General features: G+C 66.0%; 16 protein-coding genes. 5 read left to right on the top strand and 11 right to left on the bottom strand.

The annotated features are described in order from the left end of the window. Nucleotides 1-4: 4 nt before the first annotated feature. The 7 genes from OKW87_RS12770 to OKW87_RS12740 all read right to left on the bottom strand — a co-directional run bounded on the left by OKW87_RS12770 (nt 5) and on the right by OKW87_RS12740 (nt 10,318). The gene (locus tag OKW87_RS12770; RefSeq protein ID WP_265540055.1) at nt 5-1,177 is read right to left on the bottom strand and encodes a dipeptidase; all 1,173 of its coding nucleotides are present in this window, start codon (nt 1,175-1,177) and stop codon (nt 5-7) included. Beyond that, nucleotides 1,174-2,751, bottom strand: coding sequence for a serine hydrolase (locus tag OKW87_RS12765; RefSeq protein ID WP_265540053.1), 1,578 nt, complete (start codon nt 2,749-2,751; stop codon nt 1,174-1,176). Before OKW87_RS12765 ends, OKW87_RS12770 begins: the two co-directional genes overlap by 4 nt. Continuing rightward, nucleotides 2,748-3,881: a YkvI family membrane protein gene (locus OKW87_RS12760; RefSeq protein ID WP_265540051.1), complete on the bottom strand. Its 1,134-nt coding sequence runs from the start codon at nt 3,879-3,881 to the stop codon at nt 2,748-2,750. Before OKW87_RS12760 ends, OKW87_RS12765 begins: the two co-directional genes overlap by 4 nt. Next, nucleotides 3,878-4,891, bottom strand: coding sequence for a DUF1611 domain-containing protein (locus OKW87_RS12755; RefSeq protein WP_265540049.1), 1,014 nt, complete (start codon nt 4,889-4,891; stop codon nt 3,878-3,880). The genes OKW87_RS12760 and OKW87_RS12755 overlap by 4 nt, the downstream gene beginning before the upstream one ends. 50 nt (nt 4,892-4,941) lie before the next feature. Beyond that, nucleotides 4,942-7,140: a TonB-dependent receptor gene (locus OKW87_RS12750; RefSeq protein ID WP_265540047.1), complete on the bottom strand. Its 2,199-nt coding sequence runs from the start codon at nt 7,138-7,140 to the stop codon at nt 4,942-4,944. A gap of 176 nt (nt 7,141-7,316) precedes the next feature. Then, the gene (locus tag OKW87_RS12745; RefSeq protein ID WP_265540045.1) at nt 7,317-8,318 is read right to left on the bottom strand and encodes a dipeptide epimerase; all 1,002 of its coding nucleotides are present in this window, start codon (nt 8,316-8,318) and stop codon (nt 7,317-7,319) included. A gap of 2 nt (nt 8,319-8,320) precedes the next feature. Beyond that, nucleotides 8,321-10,318, bottom strand: a complete 1,998-nt coding sequence (locus OKW87_RS12740; RefSeq protein WP_265540044.1) for a serine hydrolase domain-containing protein — start codon at nt 10,316-10,318, stop codon at nt 8,321-8,323. Nucleotides 10,319-10,534: 216 nt separating this feature from the next. On the opposite strand from OKW87_RS12740, the gene OKW87_RS12735 reads away from it, so the two are divergent. After that, nucleotides 10,535-11,089: a helix-turn-helix domain-containing protein gene (locus OKW87_RS12735; protein WP_265544116.1), complete on the top strand. Its 555-nt coding sequence runs from the start codon at nt 10,535-10,537 to the stop codon at nt 11,087-11,089. Nucleotides 11,090-11,095: 6 nt separating this feature from the next. On the opposite strand, the gene OKW87_RS12730 is transcribed toward OKW87_RS12735, so the two are convergent. Continuing rightward, nucleotides 11,096-11,323 (bottom strand): hypothetical protein, encoded by a 228-nt coding sequence (locus OKW87_RS12730; protein ID WP_265540042.1) that lies wholly within the window; start codon nt 11,321-11,323, stop codon nt 11,096-11,098. A 7-nt stretch (nt 11,324-11,330) separates the two neighbouring features. Continuing rightward, nucleotides 11,331-12,392, bottom strand: a complete 1,062-nt coding sequence (locus tag OKW87_RS12725; protein WP_265540040.1) for a Glu/Leu/Phe/Val family dehydrogenase — start codon at nt 12,390-12,392, stop codon at nt 11,331-11,333. A 126-nt stretch (nt 12,393-12,518) separates the two neighbouring features. On the opposite strand from OKW87_RS12725, the gene OKW87_RS12720 reads away from it, so the two are divergent. Continuing rightward, nucleotides 12,519-12,989, top strand: coding sequence for an Lrp/AsnC family transcriptional regulator (locus OKW87_RS12720; RefSeq protein WP_265540039.1), 471 nt, complete (start codon nt 12,519-12,521; stop codon nt 12,987-12,989). Nucleotides 12,990-13,124: 135 nt separating this feature from the next. Here the strand turns inward: OKW87_RS12720 and OKW87_RS12715 are convergent, their stop codons facing one another. Beyond that, entirely contained in the window at nt 13,125-13,337 is a 213-nt protein-coding gene (locus tag OKW87_RS12715) for a hypothetical protein (protein WP_265540037.1), read from the bottom strand. Between the two features lie 88 nt (nt 13,338-13,425). Beyond that, nucleotides 13,426-14,985, bottom strand: a complete 1,560-nt coding sequence (locus tag OKW87_RS12710; RefSeq protein ID WP_265540036.1) for a tannase/feruloyl esterase family alpha/beta hydrolase — start codon at nt 14,983-14,985, stop codon at nt 13,426-13,428. Nucleotides 14,986-15,155: 170 nt separating this feature from the next. On the opposite strand from OKW87_RS12710, the gene OKW87_RS12705 reads away from it, so the two are divergent. From OKW87_RS12705 to OKW87_RS12695, 3 genes are read left to right on the top strand one after another with little or no spacing between them, the layout of a single operon-like run. Beyond that, the gene (locus tag OKW87_RS12705) at nt 15,156-16,100 is read left to right on the top strand and encodes a hypothetical protein (RefSeq protein ID WP_265540035.1); all 945 of its coding nucleotides are present in this window, start codon (nt 15,156-15,158) and stop codon (nt 16,098-16,100) included. Nucleotides 16,101-16,156: 56 nt separating this feature from the next. After that, the gene (locus tag OKW87_RS12700) at nt 16,157-18,898 is read left to right on the top strand and encodes a TonB-dependent receptor domain-containing protein (RefSeq protein ID WP_265540034.1); all 2,742 of its coding nucleotides are present in this window, start codon (nt 16,157-16,159) and stop codon (nt 18,896-18,898) included. Then, complete coding sequence (locus OKW87_RS12695; protein ID WP_265540032.1) at nt 18,895-20,523, top strand: hypothetical protein; 1,629 nt, start codon at nt 18,895-18,897, stop codon at nt 20,521-20,523. Before OKW87_RS12700 ends, OKW87_RS12695 begins: the two co-directional genes overlap by 4 nt. The last annotated feature ends 12 nt before the right edge of the window (nt 20,524-20,535 follow it).

Raw genomic sequence — 20,535 nt, 5'->3', positions numbered from 1 at the left:
AAGGTTATCCCTTTTGTCGGCCGAGGATACGGAGCACGTTGCCGCTCCAGATCTTCTCGATTTCGGCGTCGCCATAGCCCGCCGCCTTGAGGCGGGCGGTGATCTTGGGGAGTGCGGTGATGTCCTCGATCCCATCGACGCCGCCGCCGCCGTCCCAATCGGCGCCGACGCAGACATGGTCGATGCCCGCCACCTCGATCGCCCGCAGCAGCATCGCCATGACTTTTTCGAAATCGGCGTTCCACATCTTTTCGCGGGTGTTGAGCGCGTTCCAGCGGCGCGTGAGGTCGGCCTGATCGGCCGGAGAGAGGGTGCCGATCTGCTCGTATCTGCCGAACAGCTCGGCGCGCTCGGCGGTGAGGTTCATCTCGGACAGATAGATGGTCGAGATGCACATCGCCCCGCCTTTGACGGCAAGCTTGCGCAGCCGGTCCTCGTCGAGATTCCGGGGATGGTCATAGGCCGAGCGCAGGCTCGAATGCGAGAGGAGGATCGGGTATTTCGAGAGTTCGAGCATTTGATCGAACGCGGCGTCGGAGGCATGGCTCGCGTCGATGACCATGCCGAGGCGGTTCATCTCGGCGACCCATAAACGGCCGAGCGGGCTGAGGCCGTTCCAGCGCGGGGCGTCGGTGGCGGAATCGGCGAACTGGTTGTTCTTGCCGTGGACGGGGCCGGCGAGGCGGACGCCCTTTGCGTAGAATTCGGCGAGCAGAGACAGGTCTTCACCGAGGGGGTAGCTGTTCTCGATCGACTTGAAGGCGAACAGCTTGCCCTCGCCGTCCAGCCGCCGCGCGTCTGCCGCCGTCAGCGCCGGGGCGATCTGCTTGGGATAGGCGGCGATCGTGCGGTCGATCAGGTCCGAGCGCGTGCGGGCGAAGGCGAGCGCGTCGGCATAGCCCTGGGCGCTGAGCGGGCCCTGATCGGTATAGATGACGAAGAAGCCGCCATCGAGCGCGCCTTCCCGCATCCGGCCGAGATCGACCTGCGAGATATCGTCGGCGGGGCTATGGCGGGCGTCGAAGCGCCAGCCCTCGCGGCCGAAGTGGAGCGGAGTGTCGAGATGGGTGTCCAGGGTAAGGAGGCGCTTGTGGAGCGCGGCGGGATCCTCGGCGGCGCCGGTGGTGACGCCGCCGGACAGCGTCAGCGCTGCGAGGGCGATGGCGAGCGGCTTCACTTTGCGTCTACCACCGGCTTGAGGTCGAGATCGTGATAATCCCAGCTGAAATCGGCAATGGGGCTCGTTGCTTTCATGGTCACGCCGGCGATCTTGCCGTCGGCGTCGAGCGCGAAGGTGACGTAAGCGGGTTCGATCGCCTTGTCGTCAAAGTCCATGACGAAGCTGTCATATTGCCAGTGCTTGAGCCGGCCCTGCATCCGCGGAGTCGAAGTAAAGTCGATGGTCAGGCCCTGCGGAGTCGAGGCGACGACGACGTCGCCATACCAGGGATCGCGATAGCGGCCGGCGTAGCGCGCGAGATCGAGCGAGGGGCCGATTTTGGCGGGCGCGGCCTTGGCCTGAGCGAGGAAGGCGCGGCCGCCTTCGAGGCGCTGTTCGTACCAATCCTGCCAGTTCTTGGTCCAGTCGCGGTCGGACACGCCGAGATAGTGATCTAGCAGCATGTAATAGAGGCCGAGCAGCATGCCGCTGTCCTCGGAATTCATCATGATCGCGAAGGCGATGTTTTTGTCGGGGACGATCACGACGCGGGTGATCGATCCGAACACGCCGCCGCTATGCGCGACGATGCGGTGGCCGCGATAATCCTGGACCTGCCAGCCGAGCGCATAGGCCTGGTAAGTGGGCATGGCGGGCAAGAGCGACGGGGGCAGCGGAGTGATCGGCATTGTCACCACCGGGTTCCACATCTCGAGCGCCTGCTTCTTGCTGAACAGGCGTTTGCCGTCGGGGAGCGCGCCATACGCGAGCTGGATCTTGAGCCACGCCGCCATGTCGTTGGCGCTGAGCGCGAGGCCGCCGGCGGGGGCGCCGTTGCGGCCGAGCTCGTCGCGCTCGTCGAGCACTTGCTGCGGGCCGAGGCCGCGCAGCGCGCCCGAGAGGCGGGCATGCGGATGCGAGCGGTTGGCGATGCGGAAACGGTCTTCGCTGTCGCTGGTGGCGTCGGTCATGCCGCCGGGGCGCAGCAGCCGTTCGCGGATGAAGACTTCCCAGCTCTTGCCGGTGACTTCCTCAATCAGCTGGCCGGCGACGGCGTAGAGGACATTGTCATAGGCGTAGGAGGACCGAAAGCTGGTCCTGGGCTTGAGGAAGGCGATGCGCTCGACGGTCTGCTTGCGGGTGAGATGGGTGCGCGGCACGAACATAAGATCGCCCTGGCCGAGGCCGAGGCCGCTGCGGTGGACGAGCAGGTCGCGCACCGTCATCTCGCGCGTCACCCAGGCATCGTACATGCGGAACCAGGGGATGTGCTTGATCACCGGATCGTCCCAGGCGATCTTGCCTTCGTCGACGAGGATCGCGAGCGCGGCGGCGGTCATCGCCTTGCCGGTCGAGCCGGTCTGGAAGATCGTCCGTTCGTCGACCTTGGCCTTGTCGCCAAGCTTGCGCTCGCCCCAGCCCCGCGCCAGCGTGGTCTTGCCGTTCTCGACGATCGCGATCGAGACACCGGTGGCACCGATCTGCTTGCGCAGCGCCTCGACGCGGGCAGCTAGATCGGACGGGGGATCGGCGGCGGCGGGCGTCGCGACGGCGAGCATCAGCCCCAGAGCGAGCATGCGGATCGGCTTCATGGCAACGGCTCCAGCGGTGGTTCGGGGGTGCGCAGCAGCCGCCAGACGCCAAGCGTCAGCAGCGGCGCGAGATAGACGATCAAGAACATCCAGGCGAGGAAGCGATAGCCGCTGGCGATGAGGTCGATCAGCCCGATCCGCGCCGCCACGAACATGCAGCCGGCGAGGATCAGCGCGCCGATCGCCCCGCGCGCCCGGGTGCCGAGCGGCGGGCGTCCGCGGGCCTCGACTGCGCCCGAAATGCGCTCGTTGACGGCATGGACCGCGCCGACGCCGCTTTCGAGCAGGGCGCCGAAGATCATCAGCTGGAAGAGCAAGTGGAAGGCGGGAATGTTCATCGCCCGCAGCAGGAAATCGGAGGGCAGGACCTCGCTGCCGATCGCCGGATAAAAGGCCATCATCGCGACGAAGAAGAGGATCGCCGGGAGCATTGCCAGCGGGCCGGCGATCAATCCGGCGACCACGGCATCGCGGCGGCTGGTGAGGTGGCGCAGCATCGGCAGGATCACCACCGCGCCGACGATATTGTAGCTGGCATAGGTCAGCCCGCCCGCGATCCAGTCGCCCGAGGGCGGCGGCGCGGCGGCGAAACCCCGCCCGATCAGCCCGCCGAAGCTGACCAGCGCCAGCACCAGGAACAGGGCGTAGACGGCGTAAAGCAGGATCGAGACATATTTGAACAATTGCTCGACGGCACTGGTGCCGAGCGCGGTGGTGACGATGATCCCTGCGGCGAGCAGGATCGACCCGACCGCCTCTGGCCAGCCGAAGGTGGCCGCGCCGATCGCCCCCGCCGCGGCGCCGAACACGGCGAGGATGAGGATCACGAAGATCAGATAGGCGATCTCGAAGGCGATCCAGCCGGGACCGAGCAAGCCTTCGAAGAAGCTGCGATAATCATAAGCATGCATCGCCCGGGCGAGCGCGAAGGTCAGCGCCGCTACGAGGCTCCAGATCGCCATCGCCAGCAGCATCGCCGCCAGCCCGCCCCACGGGCCGGCGGGGACGAAATATTCGGCAAGCTCGCGTCCGGTGGCGTAACCGCCGCCGATGATCACGGCCTTCAGCGCGAAGCCGGGCAACAGGAAGCGCTGGAACCAGCTTGCCCTGCCCGGTTCGCCGGCGATCATGCGAGGCAGTTCGCGACCAGCGCGTCGAACGCGGCGCCGCCGCGAATCGGATCGGCGACGGGCAGGCCGAGCCGGTCGCTTTCCGCGGACATCAACGCCTCGGCGGTCTCCTCGCCATAGCGACCGGTGTTGAAGCTGACCCCGCCACAGCGGATCGCCCGATTGGTGCGGCTGCCGAGGTGGACGGTGAGATCGATGACCTCCTCGATCGATGGCAAGGCAAAGCCGTCGAGCCCGAGCACATGGGTGCGCGCCGGATCGTGGCAGACGACGAACACGTCGGGCTGGCTGCCGTGGAGCAGCCCCAGCGAAACCGCGGCATAAGCGGGGTGATAGATCGATCCCTGTCCCTCGATCACGTCCCAATGCCGGGGCTCGGCATCCGGGCTGAGCATCTCCGCGGCGCCTGCCTCGAAATCGGAGACCACCGCGTCCATCGGGATGCCGCCGCCGGCGATCATGATCCCAGTCTGACCGGTGGCGCGGAAATCGGCATCCACGCCGCGGGCCACGAAGGCGCGGTGCAGCGCCAGCGCGGTATATTTCTTGCCGAGCGCGCAATCGGTGCCCACGGTCAGCAGGCGGTTGCCGCTCCGCTTGCGGCCCGTCGCGACCGGGATCGAGGGAGGCGGGGTGCGGATGTCGATCAGCCGGCGCCCGGTGCGCTGAGCCGCTTCGGCCAGCGCCGAAACCGCGGCCAGCCGCATGTGCAGTCCGCTGATCAGGTCGAGGCCCGCTTCCATCGCCTCGACCAGCGCTGCGATCCAGCTATCGCCGATCACCCCGCCCTGATTGGCGACGCCGATCACCAGCGATTGCGCCCCCGCCGCCCTGGCCTGCGCGGGCGACATGCGCGGCAGGCCGGTGGTGACGGTGCAGCCCGCCACCGCCAGCTCCCCCACGCAGCGGTCACCCGCCCAATCGACCAGGCCGAGCGCGGTCTTGGCGAAGCCCGCTTCGGTGGTGTCGCCGAGGAACAAGAGATAGGGCTGCGGCAGAATGGTCGGCATACCCTCACTCGCGTGAGGAGCCGCGGTCACACTCGAAGATGCCATGCCGATCAGAGGCCCGCGCCGAGCGTGATGCCGAAGGTGCGGGGCCGCACGATACCGGTGGTGATCGCGCCATTGGGAGCCACCGGAAGGCCGCCGCCCGTTGAGACATCGGTCACGCCGCGGGCATTGGCCAGGTTCTTGGCGAAGATATCGACCGTGAAGCGGCCAAAATCGAGCCCCGCGCGCAGATCGATGACTTCGTAGGCCGGCACGGTCGGCCGGTCGAGCCCATAGGCCGCGCCGAAGCCCGCATCGAAATTGGCGCGCTGCTTCGAAAGCGAGCGGAGCGATGCGCCGACGAACGCCTCGGTCTCGCCGCCGACGTTCCAGCTGTAATCGGCATTCGCGTTCCAGTTGAACTCCGGCGTGAAGGGCAGCGTATCGCCCGCCAGTCCACCCACGTTCGGATCGGTATCGTTGGTGAGCCGTGCCCGGGTGTAGGCGCCGTTGAGCGACACGACGAAACCGCGAGTCGGCCGCGCCGTCGCGGTGAATTCGAACCCCTCGCTCTTGGCCTTGCCGCCGTTCGCGTTGAGTCCGAAGCCGTTGATGACAGTGAACAGCTGGATGTCGGTCCAATTGATGCGGAAGGCTGCGGCATCGATCGAGAAGCTGTTGTCGGCGGTCTCGGCCTTCACGCCGACTTCGTAGCTGATCAGCGAATCGGACTTGTAGGACAAGGGGGTGCCCGCCGGCACGCCGGGCGGCAGCAGGTTCGGCCCGCCCGGGCGGAAGCCCTTGGCAACGCGCGCATACAAAGCGGCATTCTGCGAAAGCTTATACTTGGCGGCACCGGACCAGGTGAACACGTCTTCGGACGATTCGGATTCGAGCGCCGGCGGGGCGAGCAGCCCGGTCCCGCCCTGATCGGCATATTGCGAATTGTGACTGTACCGGCCGCCGACCGTTATATCGAAGCGCGGCCCGAAGTGCAGCGTTGCGTTGGCGAAGGCCGCATATTCCTCATAGGTCGAAGTCGTGAAGATATCGGCGACCTGCGGCATTGCCGGATCGATCGTCAGCGTGCCGGGCGTGAACAAGTCGATACGCTGGAAGATGCCACCCTTCTCGTGCGTGTAATAGCCGCCGAGCAGCCATTCGAAGCTGTCGCTGGTCGGGGACTGCAGCCGCAGCTCCTGCGTCCATTTGGTCAGGTTGGTCATCTGCGCCATGCCGATATCGCTCGGTACACCCAGCGCAGCGCCGTAGGCCGTGGTCAGATCGTCGCGCAGCGTCACGTCCTGGATCGCATAGCTGGTCGAGGAGAGCAGCTCGGCCGCGCCCAGATCGAGATTGATGGTGCCGTTGTAGAGCCGATATTTGACCTTCGTGAATTCGGGCACATATTGCGATTGGGTGAGGCCGCCATACAGCGGCGCGAGCGTCGCGGCATCGACATCCACCACGCTGGCGGCGTCGCTGTCGAAATCCTGCAGTACGGCGCTCAGCCTGACGGTCAGCGCCTCGCTCGGCGTGAGCAGAGCCGAGAGGCGGCCGCCATAGCTTTTTGAGCCGTTGATATTCTCCGCCACGTCCGAACCGGCGGTGCCGATCGAGTCGATGTAGCCGCCATAGGAGCGATAGAAGCCCGATCCCCGGATCGCGATCTTGTCGGAGACCGGCAGGTTCACCATCGCCTGGCCCATATAGGAGAGCTCGCCGCCCTCGGTGGTCTCCACCGTGCCGCGCGCGCGCGCCTCGATGCTCTCGGTCTGTGGGGCATTGGTCACGAACTTGACCACCCCGCCCAGCGAGCTCGCGCCATAGAGCGTGCCCTGGGGGCCCCGCAGCACTTCGATCCGGGCAACGTCGAACGTGTCGAACTCTCCGGCCAGGATCGCGCCGTTATTCTGCCCGCTCGAGGATCCGAACGGGGTTTCGTCGATATAGGTCGACACGGTCGAGGCCACGCCGCCGGTGTTGATCCCGCGCAATACGATGCGCGCTTCGCCAGGATTGCTCTGCTCAAGCTGGAGCCCCGGGATCAGTTTCGCATAGTCCTGGAACGTGACCGCCTGCTGCCGCTCCAGGGTCGCTCCGCTCACCACCGACACCGACTGGGGGACGTCGATCAGCACCTGTTCGCGCTTCTGCGCGGTGACGACGATCTGGCTCTCGTCTTGCCCCGCAGATGCATCCTGGGCGAAAGCGGGCGGCGCGGCGAGGGCAAGGGTGCTGCATGCGATCCAGAGTGCCTGCTTCATTCCATCTTCCCCAGGATATGCCGGCACGCCAGCGGCTGACAGATTTGTGGGTCCGCCACGCCCGCGTTTGCCGCGTGACGCGTCGATCGGAGCGACTCGCTCCATACCCGCATTGTTACATTTTCGATTACGAGACTATTTGTCCTGATTGGAGAACTGTCAACCCCATCGGAGAACTAATCGCCCCAGACGCCGTCGGGACAGAGGATCTGGCCGTGGCGATAGACCACGCCGGGGGTGCGATCTTGTGCCAGAAAAGTCGGCCCATCGAGATCGACGACGTCGCATAATTGGCCGAGCAGGTAAGCAGGCGCCATCGACAGGCTGCTTCCCATCATATTGCCGACCATCACCTCGAGCCCGAGCTGGCGCGCTCGCCCGGCAATCGCAAGCCCTTCGGTAAGCCCGCCACATTTGTCGAGCTTGATGTTCACCACGTCGAACCGGCCGACGAGCCCCGTCGTGTCGGCGAGCGAGACCGCGCTTTCATCGGCAGCGAAAGGCATCGGACGTTTGAGCCCGTCGAGATCGCTTTCTCGTCCGCGCGCGAGAGGCTGTTCGAGCAAGGCGATCCCATTGGCGACCAGCACTGGAAGCAGCAACCGCAACGTTTCGATTGCATAGCCCTGGTTCGCATCGACACCGATCCACGCGTCGGGCCGCGCCATGCGCACCGCCGCGAGCCGGGCGCTGTCCTCGCCAAGCTCACCGGTGAGTTTCAGCTTGAGCGGCGCCTCGGGGTCAATCGCCAGCGCGCCGGCGGCCATTGCCTCGGGCGTGTCCGCCCCGAGCGTGAGCGTTGAGCGCAGCGGGCGGGCCCGATCGAGCCCGGCGAGCTGCCATACCGGCTTGCCCGTCTGCTGCGCCTCCAGCTCCCAATATGCACAGTCGAGCGCGTTGCGCGCGCCGCCGGGGGGCAGCAGCGCCTGCAGCTCCGCGCGCGTTGCCCCGGCTTCGATCGGCCCGCGCACTCGCTCGGCCTCGGCTAGCATGTGGGCGGCATCGTCGCCGAGATAATAGACCCCGGCACCCTCGCCGCGGCCGCGATGCTCGCCGTCGGAGATTTCGGCGACGAGCACCGCGGTCTCGGCGAAGACGTGGCCCGAGATGCGAAACGGCTTGTGATAAGGAAAGCGCTCGATCGTCAGGCTGAGCGTCAGCCGCTTCGCACCCCGCATCGTCAATAGACCATGCCGAAGCCATAGAGATGCGTAGCCAGAACGACCCAGAGCAAGAGCAGCCCGGCGAGTAGCAGGAGCGTCGCGCCCAGCTTGGCCGTCCAGCGGCGCCGGTCCTTGAAGGTGAGCCAGAGCAGCCATCCGCTCGACGCGACCAGCCCGATCGTGGCGACCGGAGTCAGCACCCGCAGCAATTGGATCAGCCAGTCGAGCGGTCCGCCGATCGCACCGATATCCGCCGAGAAGGCCGAAATCAGCCCCATCCAGCCGGCTACGGCCGCAAGCACCGCCCAGGCAAAGCCGCGCGACAGCCGATAGGCAAGTCGCGACCGTCCCTCCAGCGCCAGCTTCTGCCCATAGCTGCGCCGCACGAGCGCGCGGACCGGCCAGGCGAGCGCCGCCAGCAGCACGAGACCAAGTGCCGCGAGCAAAGCCGGCATCAGCCAAACGGTGTTCAGCCCGAACGGCGCCGGCTCGAACACCATGAAAGGCGATCCGATGTCGATGCTGAAGCGCACGACCTTGCCGTCCTTGACCTCCGCCGCAAGCCGCTCACCGGTATTGGTGTCGCGCCACACGAACGGCGCGATCTCCACCCAGTCTCGCGCCGCTGCGCTCAGGCCGTCGAGCGCCGGAAAGGCGATCTTCCCGTCCTCGTCGACCGTGACGGACGCCTGGCCGAGCAGGTTGAGCACGCTCAGGAAGTTGGTGAACGAGCCGCGGCTGCTGACATAGTTGCCGGCCATGAGCGCGGCATGTTCCCGCGCGGTCGCGTCATCGACGCGACCGAACTTTTCCTCGCGCGGCAGGTAGCGATCGGCGAACTTGTGGAACAGCGCGCTGCGGATCGCATGCGCCGCACCGTCGACGCCCGCGCTGTTCATCGAGATGTAGAGGCCGATATCCGATTCGGGGAACAGCCACAGATCGCTGTGAAACCACTCGGTATCGCCACCGTGCGAGATCGCGCGCTGGCCGTTGACCCATTGCTCGTAGAAGCCGAGCGCCATCGTATTGAGCGGACCCACGCCGGGTGCGCGATAGTCGTGCATTGCCCGCATCGTCTCGGGCTTGAGCAGCGTGCCATCGTTGTTGAGATGCGCCATCATGAACTTGCCCATGTCCGCGCCTGTCGAGGACAGGCTGCCGGCGGGCGCCGGAATGACGATCTCGAACGGCTTGCCCTTCTGGGTCACGTCGGCATAGCCGGTCGACATTAGCGGCTTGAGCGCATCGGGGAGAGGCTGGCGAAAACTCGACCGCGCCATACCGATCGGGGCGAAGACGCGCCTTTCGATATAGTCGTCAAACGGCACGCCGCTCACCCGCTCGACGATATAGCCCGCCAAAGCCGTCGCATAATTGGAATAAGCGGGCGTCGTCCCCGGCGCGAACACGCGCTGGGGAAGCGCCAACGGCATCAACTGCTTGAGCGGCAGCGCGCGCTTGGGATCGGCGCTGATCAGGTGGCGGACCGATTCCTCGAATCCGGCTGTGTGCGTCATGATATGGCGCATCGTGATCGGCTTGCCATCGAACGGCGGAATCTTGAAATCGAGATAGGCGTTGACGTCTTGGTCGAGCCCGATCTTGCCGGCCTCGACCTGCTGCATGACGGCGGTCCAGGTGAACAACTTGGAGATCGATCCAGGGCGGAACAGCGTGGCGTCTGGAGACACCGGCTTGCGCGAGGCGAGATCGGCATAGCCATAGCCCTTCTGCAACACGGTGCCGTTGCCGCGCACCACGACCACGATCGCGCCGGCGATCCGGCCGCGCTCCAGCGAATAGGGCATGAACCCGTCAAGCCAGGCTTCGACATCCTTGGCGTCGAGCGGCGGCGTCGCGCCCGTCGCCTGCCCGACGGGCGGTGCGGCGGCGCCACGGACGGCCTCGCCCGAGGGAAGCTGCGGGGCAGGTCCCTGCGCGAGGAGCTGCACCGACAACGGCAGCGCCAGCAGTGCCGTCAGCCCAATCATCAGCTTGCGGATCGAACGCATCGCTTGCCCCTTTTCTACATCAGCGCAGACGGTTGCAGCCCGTCGCGCGAATCCCTATCAATGGTCATTGGTTTAACCCGATAGGGACATAATGATCCTGATTGGAAAATTGTCAAATAGGGAACGGCTGCTTTGATCGCGAAAGGCTCTTCCCCTCCGACACTGGGCGCAGTGCTGCGTGGCATCCGTGCTCGCCATGGCTGGACGCTCAAGCAGATGAGCGAGAAATCCGGCATCCCGGTATCGACCTTGTCAAAGGTCGAGCATGATCGGCTGACGCTGACCTATGACAAGCTCCAGCAGCTCAGCCAGCGGTTGAACATCCGCATGTCGGACCTTTTCGCCGAGGGGACCGACGACAATGTCGTGCGCGTCACCGGGCGGCGCAGCGTGGGCACGATGGACCAGGCGGTGCGGGTCACCACGCCGAACTACGACTACAACTATCTCTGCACCGATTTGCGCCGCAAACGAATGATCCCGCTGATCACGCGCATTCGCGCACACAGCGCCCGCGAGTTCGGCGACCTCGTCCGTCACCAGGGCGAGGAATTCATCTACGTCATCGAAGGCCGGATCGAAGTGCACACCGAATTCTACGATCCGGTGGTGCTCGGCCCCGGCGAGACCATCTATCTCGATTCGTCGATGGGCCATGCCTATGTCGTCGCCGATGGCTGCGAAGAGGCGCTGGTGCTCGGCGTATGCTCGAGCGCCGACGAGGGCCTGATGGATTCGCTGATGAGCCTGCACGGCGACGCCGCCGCCTGACGGCGTTCAGGCGACGACGTCCAGCCGCTCGACATGGTGGACGAGGATCATCGCGCCGATCTTCTCGACGATCAGGTCGTCGCGGGCGGCTGCCGCCGTATCCAGCGATAGCCGATAGCGATCGCCGACCAGTTCGATCAGCGCTCGCTCGACGGTCACGTCCTGCTGCGCCAAGAGGTTGAGCACGCGAAGCGCGAATTCAGGCGAGGCCGCGCCCTTGATGGCAAGACGCATCGCGCGATCACGCCGCGGCGCGCCGGGCGGTGCGACCCGCGGCGATCGTCTCCCGCGCCAGCCGATCGGCTGCGGCGTGCGGGGCGAGCCCCGATCGGGCGGCATGGTCGAAAACGCGCGCCAGCCGAGCCGCGGTTTCTTCGACGCGTGCCGCCGCCTCGGTCTGCGGCCAGCCCAGATACTCCGCCGCCACGTTGATGATCCCGCCGGCATTCACGACATAATCGGGCGCATAGAGAATGTTGCGATCGGCCAGCCGATCGCCGTCTGCGGGCTCTGCCAGCTGGTTGTTGGCGGCGCCGCAAACCACCGTCGCCTTGAGCTTTCCCACCGTTTCATGGTTCAGCACGCCGCCGAGGGCGCAGGGCGCGAAGATATCCGCCTGCGCCGAGACGATGCTGCCGACACTCGCGACCGTCGCCCCGGTGGCCACCGCCACGCGCGCGGCGCTCTTGCCGTCGACATCGGATACGATCAGCCGCACGCCCGCGGCGTGCAGCATCCCGGCCAGCGCCGCGCCAACGTGGCCGACTCCCTGGAGCGCGACGGTGCAATCGGACAAGGGCCGCTCTAGCCTGCGCTCGGCTGCCCATTCCATCGCCAGGAAGACGCCGCGCGCGGTCCATGGCGAAGGATCGCCACCCGATCGATCCGCGCGTAGCGGGAGGCCGGCAACGTGCCGCGTCTCGTCGCGGACCACCGACATATCGTCGACCCGCGTGCCGACATCCTCGGCAGTGATATAGTTGCCCTTGAGCGCTTCGACCGCGCGCCCGAACGCCCGGAAAAGTGCGGTCCGGTCGAACTTGCCCTCGGGCCGGCGGATGACTGCCTTGCCGCCGCCCAGCGGCAGCTCGGCCAGCGCATTCTTGTAACTCATCCCCTCCGCGAGCCGGCAGGCATCGGTGACCATCGCCTCATGGTCGCCATATGTCCACATGCGGCAGCCGCCCGCAGCCGGCCCGAGCGTCGTTGAATGCAGGACGATCGCCGCTTCGAGCCCGCTCGCTTGGTCGCGCACGAGTCGAACGTCGGCCGGAAACGAAGCCCGATCCATCTGAAATGCCATTGTGCCTACCTCTGCTTGCGGTCGGCGTCTTATGGCCCGGCTGGACCGAACAATGTCACCTAAGGCTGGCGGGATGCGAGCTATTTGAGGTAGGAATCACCTGCAACCTTGGAGTTTGGGAATGAAATGATCGAGTTGGACCGATACGAGCGCAGGATCATCCGCGAAGTGCAGCGAGACGCCAGCCAGACGACGGCGGAGATCGCCGCCAAGGTGGGGCTCTCCGCCTCACCGTGCTGGCGCCGGATCGATCGGCTCGAGCGCGAGGGCGTGATCCGCGCGCGCGTCGCCGTGATCGATCGGCGCAAGATAGGGCTCAACGCCCATATCTTCGCCCAGGTTCGGCTGAACGCGCACGGCCGCACCAATCTCGACGAGTTCAGCGCAGCGATCCGCTCCTTCCCCGAAGTGCTCGATGCCTATGTTCTCATGGGCCAGACCGACTTCATGCTCCGAATCGTCGCGACCGACATCGACGCCTATGAAAAATTCTTCTTCGAGAAGCTCAGCAAGCTGCCCGGCATCCAGGAAATCAACTCCACCGTCGCGCTCTCGGAGATAAAATCGACGCAGGAATTGCCAATCGCCGACGCCTAGCGCGGGATTGCACCCGTCGGAGGAGCCCGGCTTAACGATGCGGTCTATCGCGGGCAGCCCGCTCGGCCGCCGCGACCTTCGGCGGCCTAGCGCCGTAGGCCAAGAGAAATAGCGGAGAATCGGAATCGAGGCGATTCAGTCGGCGCGCGACTTCCGGGGCGTCACCCAGACGGATACAGGAACGACGACCTTACCGGGCGCCGGCTTTCCGACGTCGACCCGATCCGCTTTCACGAGTTCTCCGGTTTCGAGCGTGAACGACGCCCAGGGCTTGGGCATGCGACCAAAGCTCATCCGCTGGATGGGCTGGCCCGTGGTACTGTCCATGATCGTAGCGATGATTCCCATGAGGTTCGGATAGGGAGGCAATGCGGCGCTTGTCCAGTCGCCGGAATGAGTTGGTTCCGCACGGACTGCTGGTTCGCACCTAGTGGCGCTAGCTGGCCCTCACCTTCGGCGCTTCGCAACGAAAGGATTCGGCGCGGCCCACCGGACCGCCACGATACACTGCACGCTTAGGAAAAGGGCAGATCAGATGCGTGCGGGATACCGCGCCACCCTCGACCTTCGAAGCGACCATCTCGCCTGGCGCGCGGCCCTGTTCGACCCATTGTTCGAGCGCGGTAAGCAGATCGTGCCGCGAATCCACCACCGGCGCGTCGCGGCCGGAGCCGCCGATCTGGTCCGGCCCCGGGCCACCCGCGCAATGATGCACGTCCGGCAGCATGTATAGCCGGGAGAAATTGGCAGCCGATTTGGCGCCCCCTGCCGCGCGGGTCAGGGCGGTATGATAATCGACCACCATGCGGGCGGCGACCGCACCGTCCAGCCAGCCGGTATATTGGATCAGCTTGCCGCCGCGCCGACGAAACGCCGAGAGATCGGTGCTATCGGCCCGCAGCTCCGGCATCACACGATCGATCGCCGCGAGATCACGCGCGACCGAGAAGCCCTCCCCTTTCCAGTCGCGCGTGCCGCGGATCGCCTGCCCGAAGGTGCCCAGCGCCAGCTGCGATCGGCCGCTATCGACCAGCACACCGGTCAAAAGTCCCCCGTCGATGGCGCGTCCCTTTTCGTCACGCAGCGGGGCATAGATTCGTTCGGCGAAGCGAACCTGCTCGCTCGAAAGGCAGGATCCCGTCTGACCGGGCCTGCAGGTCAGCGATGCGATACGGAAATTGCACTGACGCGGATCTTCGACCAGCCCGTCGGCCACGCCATCGGCGGCATCGCAGGATTGGCGTCCGGCATCGGCGATCAACTGCCAATCGCCCGCCTTCATCAGGTTTGGATTGGCGTCGCGCTGCAGGATCTCCCACATCCGCCGCGTGGTCATCTCCGGCGTCCGCGGGCCATTGGCGCCGGTCAGAATGCCGTCATAGTCGGCCGGGTAACGCTGGAGTTCCTTCAGGCCCTGCCGGCCGCCGCCCGAACAGCCGATGAAATAGGAATGCTTCGGCGCCGCTCCATAGGCCGCCTGCACGATCGCCTTGGATTTCACCGCCAGCAGGTGATTGGCGCGGTGGGTGTAATTGTCGCGCGCGGCCGCATCAAGCATCCAGGCCGGATCGCTGATCTTGTGACCCGTGTCGGTCGTCGCTGCCGCATAGCCTCGGCTCACCCCGCGCGGCAAATCGCTATAGTTGAACGTGCCCGCCGCGCCGCCTACGCCTGCGCCGAGGAACTTGCCGTTCCACTCGGCGCGCGCTGGCAGCCACAGCTCGAACGCGATGCTGCCCTCGATCTTGCCCTGCACGCGGCAGAATCCGCGCGACACCGCCGCCGGCTGCATCCGCCCGCCCGCCGGCATCCCTGCTGCCCAGCCGACTCCGGGGCCCTGCGGGCTGCTCGATTCGATCGCCACATCGGCGATCTTCAAGCGACCGATAGCCGCGCATTCGGCCTGCAGCGCCGGATCTATCCCGGCCTGCTCCGCCGGAAGGGGCGCCGACAAGGAAGTCGCCGCAAAGGCCAGCACAATCGCCTGTTTCAGCATGATCTCTCCCATCCCTTTTTAGCCGGTGCATGCGGGTAGGCCCGGATTTCAGTGGCAGGACATTCCACTATTAACTCTAAAAAACAACTGTTGTGATTCCACCGCATTTGATTAGGCTGACCGAAAATGAGGATCGGCACCAATGTCGTTCCAACTCAGGAGGGGACAGCATGGTCCGGATCATCGGGTTAGTTGCTGCGATCGCTTTGTTTGCGACGCCCGTGGCAGCGCAAGTCGCCGTCCAGCCGCCGGGCAGCCTCGCGCTCGGATCCGGGCCGTACAAGGCGGTCATGGTGGAGGATGCGACCCTCCCCGAACATACGATCTATCGCCCGAGCGACCTGGCGGCGGCGGGCGCCATGCTGCCCGTCCTGATCTGGGGCAATGGCGGCTGCGCCAATGCCGGCAACTCCGCGCGTCCCTTCCTGACCGAAATCGCGTCCTACGGATATCTGGTGATTGCCGCCGGCGTCGTGGACCCCAAGCAGAGCTTCACGACCTTGCCGCCCGTCCCCGGTGCCGCGCCGGAGGGACCGCGCGGAGGCGTGCCCCGGGTCCTGCCGCCGCCCGCGACTCAGACGCCGCATCTGATCAAGGCGATCGACTGGGCCGTCGCCGAATCGAAGCGCGCCGGCAGTCCGCTGGCGGGGCATATTGATCCCGCGCGGATCGCGGTGGCCGGCCATTCGTGCGGCGGGATACAGGCGATCGAAGCGTCGGCCGACAAGCGCGTCGCCACCACGCTGGTGATGAACAGCGGGATGCCGCCCAAGGGCACCGACATGGCCGGCGGCCGCGCCCTGACCAAGGCCGATCTGCTCAAAGTCCATGGTCCGATTGCCTATCTGCCCGGCGACGCCACCGACATCGCATTTCCCAACGCCACCGACGATTTCGAGAAGATCGCCCACGTGCCGGTCATGCTCGCCTGGCTGCGCGGCGTTGGCCATGGCGGCACCTTCCGCCTGCCCAATGGCGGGGAATATGCCGGCGTCGTCGTCGCCTGGCTCGACTGGCACCTCAAGGGCTCGACGAAGGCGGCCGGACTGTTCCGCGGGCCGGACTGCGGCCTTTGCGCGAATCCGCGCTGGGTGATCCGCAGCAAGGCGCTGTAGGCAACCGCCGATTTCCAGGTTTCAACAATAAAAACAAGCTATTATGGAGTAGGATAATGATGATCGACTATCGTAGGACGTCGCGCGCGCTGAAGACTTCGACCGCGCTCAGCAGCGCTGCTTTGCTGCTGGCTGCGGCACCGGCACTCGCACAAAGCGGCACGGGCACCAACCAGGATCCTGGGCGCAGCGCGCCTGCCTCCGCGAACGCACCGGCCGGCCCCGTCTCGATGACGCAAAGCGTGCCCGAAGCAACGGCGCAGGTCGACCCCGTAGCCCAGGACGAAGGCACCGCGGAAGACATCGTCGTGACCGGAACCAGCATCCGCGGAGTCGCGGCAGTCGGCTCGCCTGCGGTCCAGGTCGACCGCGCCGCGATCGAGGCGAGCGGCGCCTCCACCCTCGCCCAAGCGGCGCGCACCCTGCCCGTGGTGCTGAACATCGGCCCCGACGAATCGCGCACCGGCGGTGGCCAGGATGCCGCGGCGAACTCGTCGCGCATCTCGGCGATCAATCTGCGCGGCCTTGGCCCAGAGGCGACCTTGCTGCTGCTCAACGGACGCCGTCTCGCCCCCGGCGGCATTCTGCGCGCGCTCGCCGATCCCTCGGTGATTCCGACCAGCGCGACCGAGCGACTCGAAGTCGTCCTCGACGGCAATTCCGCAATCTACGGCGCCGACGCGGTGGCGGGGGTCGTCAACATCATCACCCGCCGCGGCTTCACCGGTGCCGAGACATCGGCGCGCGTCGGCTATGCCGAGGGCCTGAGCGAATATGTCTTTACCCAGAATGTCGGCAAGAAATGGACCAATGGCGAGCTCTTCGCGGCATTCGAGTATAATTTCCGCAGCGACCTGGATCGCGCAGACCGGCCGTTCCTGAGCAACGATCTGCGCAGCCGCGGCGGCACGGACCAGCGCTCGACGCAGGCGCTTGTGCCGAATCTGGTGGTCGGCGGCGTCCGCCGTCCGCTGCCGTCACTCACCGGCGAGGCCAACCGCTACGATGCCGGGTTGGTCGGCGATTTCCTGCCCGAGCAGCAGCGCTATAATCTGTTCGTCAGTGGCCGCTATGATATCAGCCCCGACATCGAAGTCTGGGCCGAAGGCTTCGGCTCCAAGCGCACGGTCAAGACCGACGGCGCGCCGCTGGGGGGCAGCTTCTCGGTGCCCGCGACCAATCCCTTCTACATCCGCGGCGTGGCCGGCGTCGCCCCCGGCGCGAACGAGACGGTGGAATATCGCCTGCCCCGCGCCGCGGCACAGAGCGTCTCCAAGGTGACTTCGGGCCAAGTGGCGACCGGCCTGCTGTGGGATATGTTCGGCGATTGGCAGCTCGACGCCTATACTTCTTATGCCTGGGACACCGGCGTCAGCGGCCTCAACAGCGAGCAGCTCAACAATTTCGCGCTCGCCGCGGCGCTCGCCGATTCGAACCCGACGACGGCGCTCAACGTATTCGGCGGCCCGATCAGCGACGAAATCTATTCGCGGATCATCGGCTTCCGCCAGCAGCGGACCTGGACCAAGAACAAGCATTTCGAAGCCAAGATCGACGGCCCCTTGTTCGATCTTCCCGGCGGGTCGGTCCGCGCGGCGCTCGGCGCGAGCTATGACGACGGCTCGTTCCGCTATCAGGAATATCAGAGCGTTCTCTCGCGGACCAACACGCCCTCGGTCACCAACGACGAGACCAACCATCGCAGCATCACGTCGACCTATGGCGAATTGTTCGTGCCGTTGGTCGGGACCGAAAACAATATCCCGCTGATCCGCCGCCTGACCCTGTCCGGCGCGGTACGCTATGACAAATATTCGGACTTCGGCTCGACCACCAATCCGAAGGTCGCGGTCGTGTGGGAACCCGTGCAGGGCTTCTCGCTGCGCGGCACTTACGGCACGTCGTTCCGCGCGCCATCGCTCGTGGACACCGGCAATTTGAACTTCCTGTTCGTCGGCGCGGTCCCCGATCCGCGCAACAACAATGCGCTGATCAATCAGGTAACGTACACGGGCAGCAATCCGAACCTGAAACCGGAAAAGGCCAAGACGCTTTCGGTCGGCTTCGACTTCTCGCCCTCCTTCTTCGACGGCTTCAACGTTTCGGCCAATTATTATCGCGTAAAGTATCGCGACCGGATCCTGGGCATCGGCGCCAGCCTGCAGAACGAGGATGTGTTCAGCAACTTCATCGTCCGCAATCCGAGCGCTGCTTTCATCCAGGATCTGTTCAACACAGGCTTCCTGGTTTCGGCACCGATCGATCCGAGCACCGTCGGCGTCTTCATCGATCAGCGGCGCAACAATGTCGGCTCGGTCGATCAGGACGGTCTGGATGTCGATATCCGATATTCGCTGCCGACCAGCGTCGGCACCTTCGTCGCGCGGGTCACCCACAGCGAAGTCTTCAGCGTCAAGCAACAGACCTTCCCGGGCACCCCGGTGCGCGAGCTGGTGGACACGTTCGAGAATTCGCTGCGGTCGCGGGGCCGCGCCAGCCTGACCTGGCTGGACGAGGGGACGTCGCTCAACTTCTTCTACAATTATGGCGGCGATTATGTGAACACCGCGATCACGCCGAACGTGCTGGCCCGGCCGCTGGAGACGATCGACGTCAGCGCGGGCTTCACCCTCAAGGGTGCGCGCGGCGCCCTGGACGGCGTCCGTGTCAGCGTCGCGGTCCAGAACCTGCTCGATGAAGCCCCCCCCGTCGTCATCAATGGCACGAGCGGCTTCGACGGCACGACCGCCAGCGCGATCGGTCGCCAGCTGTCGCTCACCCTCACGAAGCGCTGGTGAGCGCGATGCCGGCGCGGCCCAGGCTGCGATCCGCCCTGACGCGCGGGATCGCGATCGCGCTGCTGGCAGGGTTCTGCGCCCCGCCGGCCGCGCTGGCACAGGATTTCCCGATCGAATTCCTGCGGATGATGGCGGCGCGGCGCGGCGCACCCCCCGCGTCGGTCCGCACCCTGCGCCAACTTCTAGCGGCGCAGCCGATGGCGGAGGCAGAGAAAAGCCGCGTTGCCGCCATTCTCGATGCAGCGGAGAAAGATGCCGCGGCGGGGCGCACTGCGGCGGCGCAGCGCGGGCTGGCTGAGGCGCGCGCGGCGTTGGCCGGGACTCCCTGGACCCCGGCTCAAGCCTTTGCCTCTTCGCTCGACGTGGCACCGCGCACCCCGATTCTCGATGCGGCGCGACCGGTCGCGATGAAGATAGGCGCGAGCTACGAAGCCGTAACCCCGCCCGGCGCCCGCCTGCGCCTTTCGCTGGAGCGCCGCGGCGGACCGGCGATCTCGCTCGGCGAGAAACCCCTGGTCGCGCGCCGCACCGAAACCGTCACCGTTGCAATTCCCGCGGCCATGGCGACGGGGCGCTACGCCTTCATCTCCGAAATCGTCGTCGACGGCGCATCGCTTGCCCGCAGCAGCGCGCAGGTCGATGTGGTCCGCGATCTGGCATCGGCAGAAGCCCGTGCCGAGCGGCGCCTCGCCGCGGTCAAGGCAAGCGAGGATGCGGCCGCGACGGTGCGCTATCCCTATGCGCTCGCGAAATCGGTGGCATCGGGACAGCGCGAACTGGAACGACCGCCACTGGCCGACCGGCTGACGCGGTCCGACGATGTGCTGACCGCGCTCGAGGCAGGACTTGACCCGATCCGTCACGGAGTCGGCGACCAGCGCCGTGCATATCGGCTTTCGGGCGCAGACGAACTGATGCCGCTGCGCATCTATGTGCCGACGACGTGGAAGCCCGGCACCGCACTGCCGATCGTCCTCGCGCTCCACGGCGGCGGCGGCGACGAAAATGAAATGCTCGAAGTCGATGGCGGCAAGTTCGGCAAGCTGGCCGAGCGCTACGGCTATATCGTCGTCTCGCCCTTCGGCTACCGTCCGGTCGGCGCCTGGGGCAGCCCGATCACCTTGCCCTCCGTATATGGATCGACAACCAAGGAGGGCCGAGCGGTCGGCGGGCCCGAACGCGCGCGCATGCTGGAGCTGAGCGAGAAGGACGCGCTGACCGCGCTCGATCGGATCGCGACCGAATATGGCGCTGATCGCAAGCGCATGTTCGTGACCGGCCATTCGATGGGCGGTGGCGGCACCTGGTATCTCGCGCACAAGCATCGCGCGCTGTGGGCCGGCGCCGCGGCATCGGCGGGCCCCTTCTTCGTCGATGGCTACGATCTGGAGCGGCTGCGCGGCATGGGCGTGATGATCGTCCAGGGCGAAGGCGATCCGCCCTCGCTGGCGGCGGACCGCAAATTGGCGGCGGACCTTCTGATCCGCGGCATCGGCGTCACCTATCTCGAAACGCCGTCGGTCAACCATGGCCAGACCTTCGGCGCCAGCCTGCCGTCGATCTTCGAATTTTTCGAACGGCAGCGGCTACGGGGCAATCCGACGATCAAGCTGCCGCTCAAATAACCAGAACAAGGG

Source organism: Sphingomonas sp. M1-B02 (assembly GCF_026167525.1).
Lineage (GTDB): Bacteria > Pseudomonadota > Alphaproteobacteria > Sphingomonadales > Sphingomonadaceae > Sphingomonas.
The sequence above is the reverse complement of the archived record's forward strand: the minus strand, read 5'-3'. Positions and strand labels throughout refer to the sequence as shown.

Excerpts from the sequence above, each read along its gene's own strand:
- OKW87_RS12740 (WP_265540044.1), bottom strand. The coding sequence starts at position 10,318 with ATGCGTTCGATCCGCAAGCTGATGATTGGGCTGACGGCACTGCTGGCG.
- OKW87_RS12700 (WP_265540034.1), top strand. The coding sequence starts at position 16,157 with ATGATGATCGACTATCGTAGGACGTCGCGCGCGCTGAAGACTTCGACC.
- OKW87_RS12705 (WP_265540035.1), top strand. The coding sequence starts at position 15,156 with ATGGTCCGGATCATCGGGTTAGTTGCTGCGATCGCTTTGTTTGCGACG.
- OKW87_RS12725 (WP_265540040.1), bottom strand. The coding sequence starts at position 12,392 with ATGGCATTTCAGATGGATCGGGCTTCGTTTCCGGCCGACGTTCGACTC.
- OKW87_RS12720 (WP_265540039.1), top strand. The coding sequence starts at position 12,519 with ATGATCGAGTTGGACCGATACGAGCGCAGGATCATCCGCGAAGTGCAG.
- OKW87_RS12765 (WP_265540053.1), bottom strand. The coding sequence starts at position 2,751 with ATGAAGCCGATCCGCATGCTCGCTCTGGGGCTGATGCTCGCCGTCGCG.
- OKW87_RS12755 (WP_265540049.1), bottom strand. The coding sequence starts at position 4,891 with ATGCCGACCATTCTGCCGCAGCCCTATCTCTTGTTCCTCGGCGACACC.
- OKW87_RS12710 (WP_265540036.1), bottom strand. The coding sequence starts at position 14,985 with ATGCTGAAACAGGCGATTGTGCTGGCCTTTGCGGCGACTTCCTTGTCG.
- OKW87_RS12715 (WP_265540037.1), bottom strand. The coding sequence starts at position 13,337 with ATGGGAATCATCGCTACGATCATGGACAGTACCACGGGCCAGCCCATC.
- OKW87_RS12750 (WP_265540047.1), bottom strand. The coding sequence starts at position 7,140 with ATGAAGCAGGCACTCTGGATCGCATGCAGCACCCTTGCCCTCGCCGCG.
- OKW87_RS12760 (WP_265540051.1), bottom strand. The coding sequence starts at position 3,881 with ATGATCGCCGGCGAACCGGGCAGGGCAAGCTGGTTCCAGCGCTTCCTG.
- OKW87_RS12745 (WP_265540045.1), bottom strand. The coding sequence starts at position 8,318 with ATGCGGGGTGCGAAGCGGCTGACGCTCAGCCTGACGATCGAGCGCTTT.
- OKW87_RS12730 (WP_265540042.1), bottom strand. The coding sequence starts at position 11,323 with ATGCGTCTTGCCATCAAGGGCGCGGCCTCGCCTGAATTCGCGCTTCGC.
- OKW87_RS12735 (WP_265544116.1), top strand. The coding sequence starts at position 10,535 with ATGAGCGAGAAATCCGGCATCCCGGTATCGACCTTGTCAAAGGTCGAG.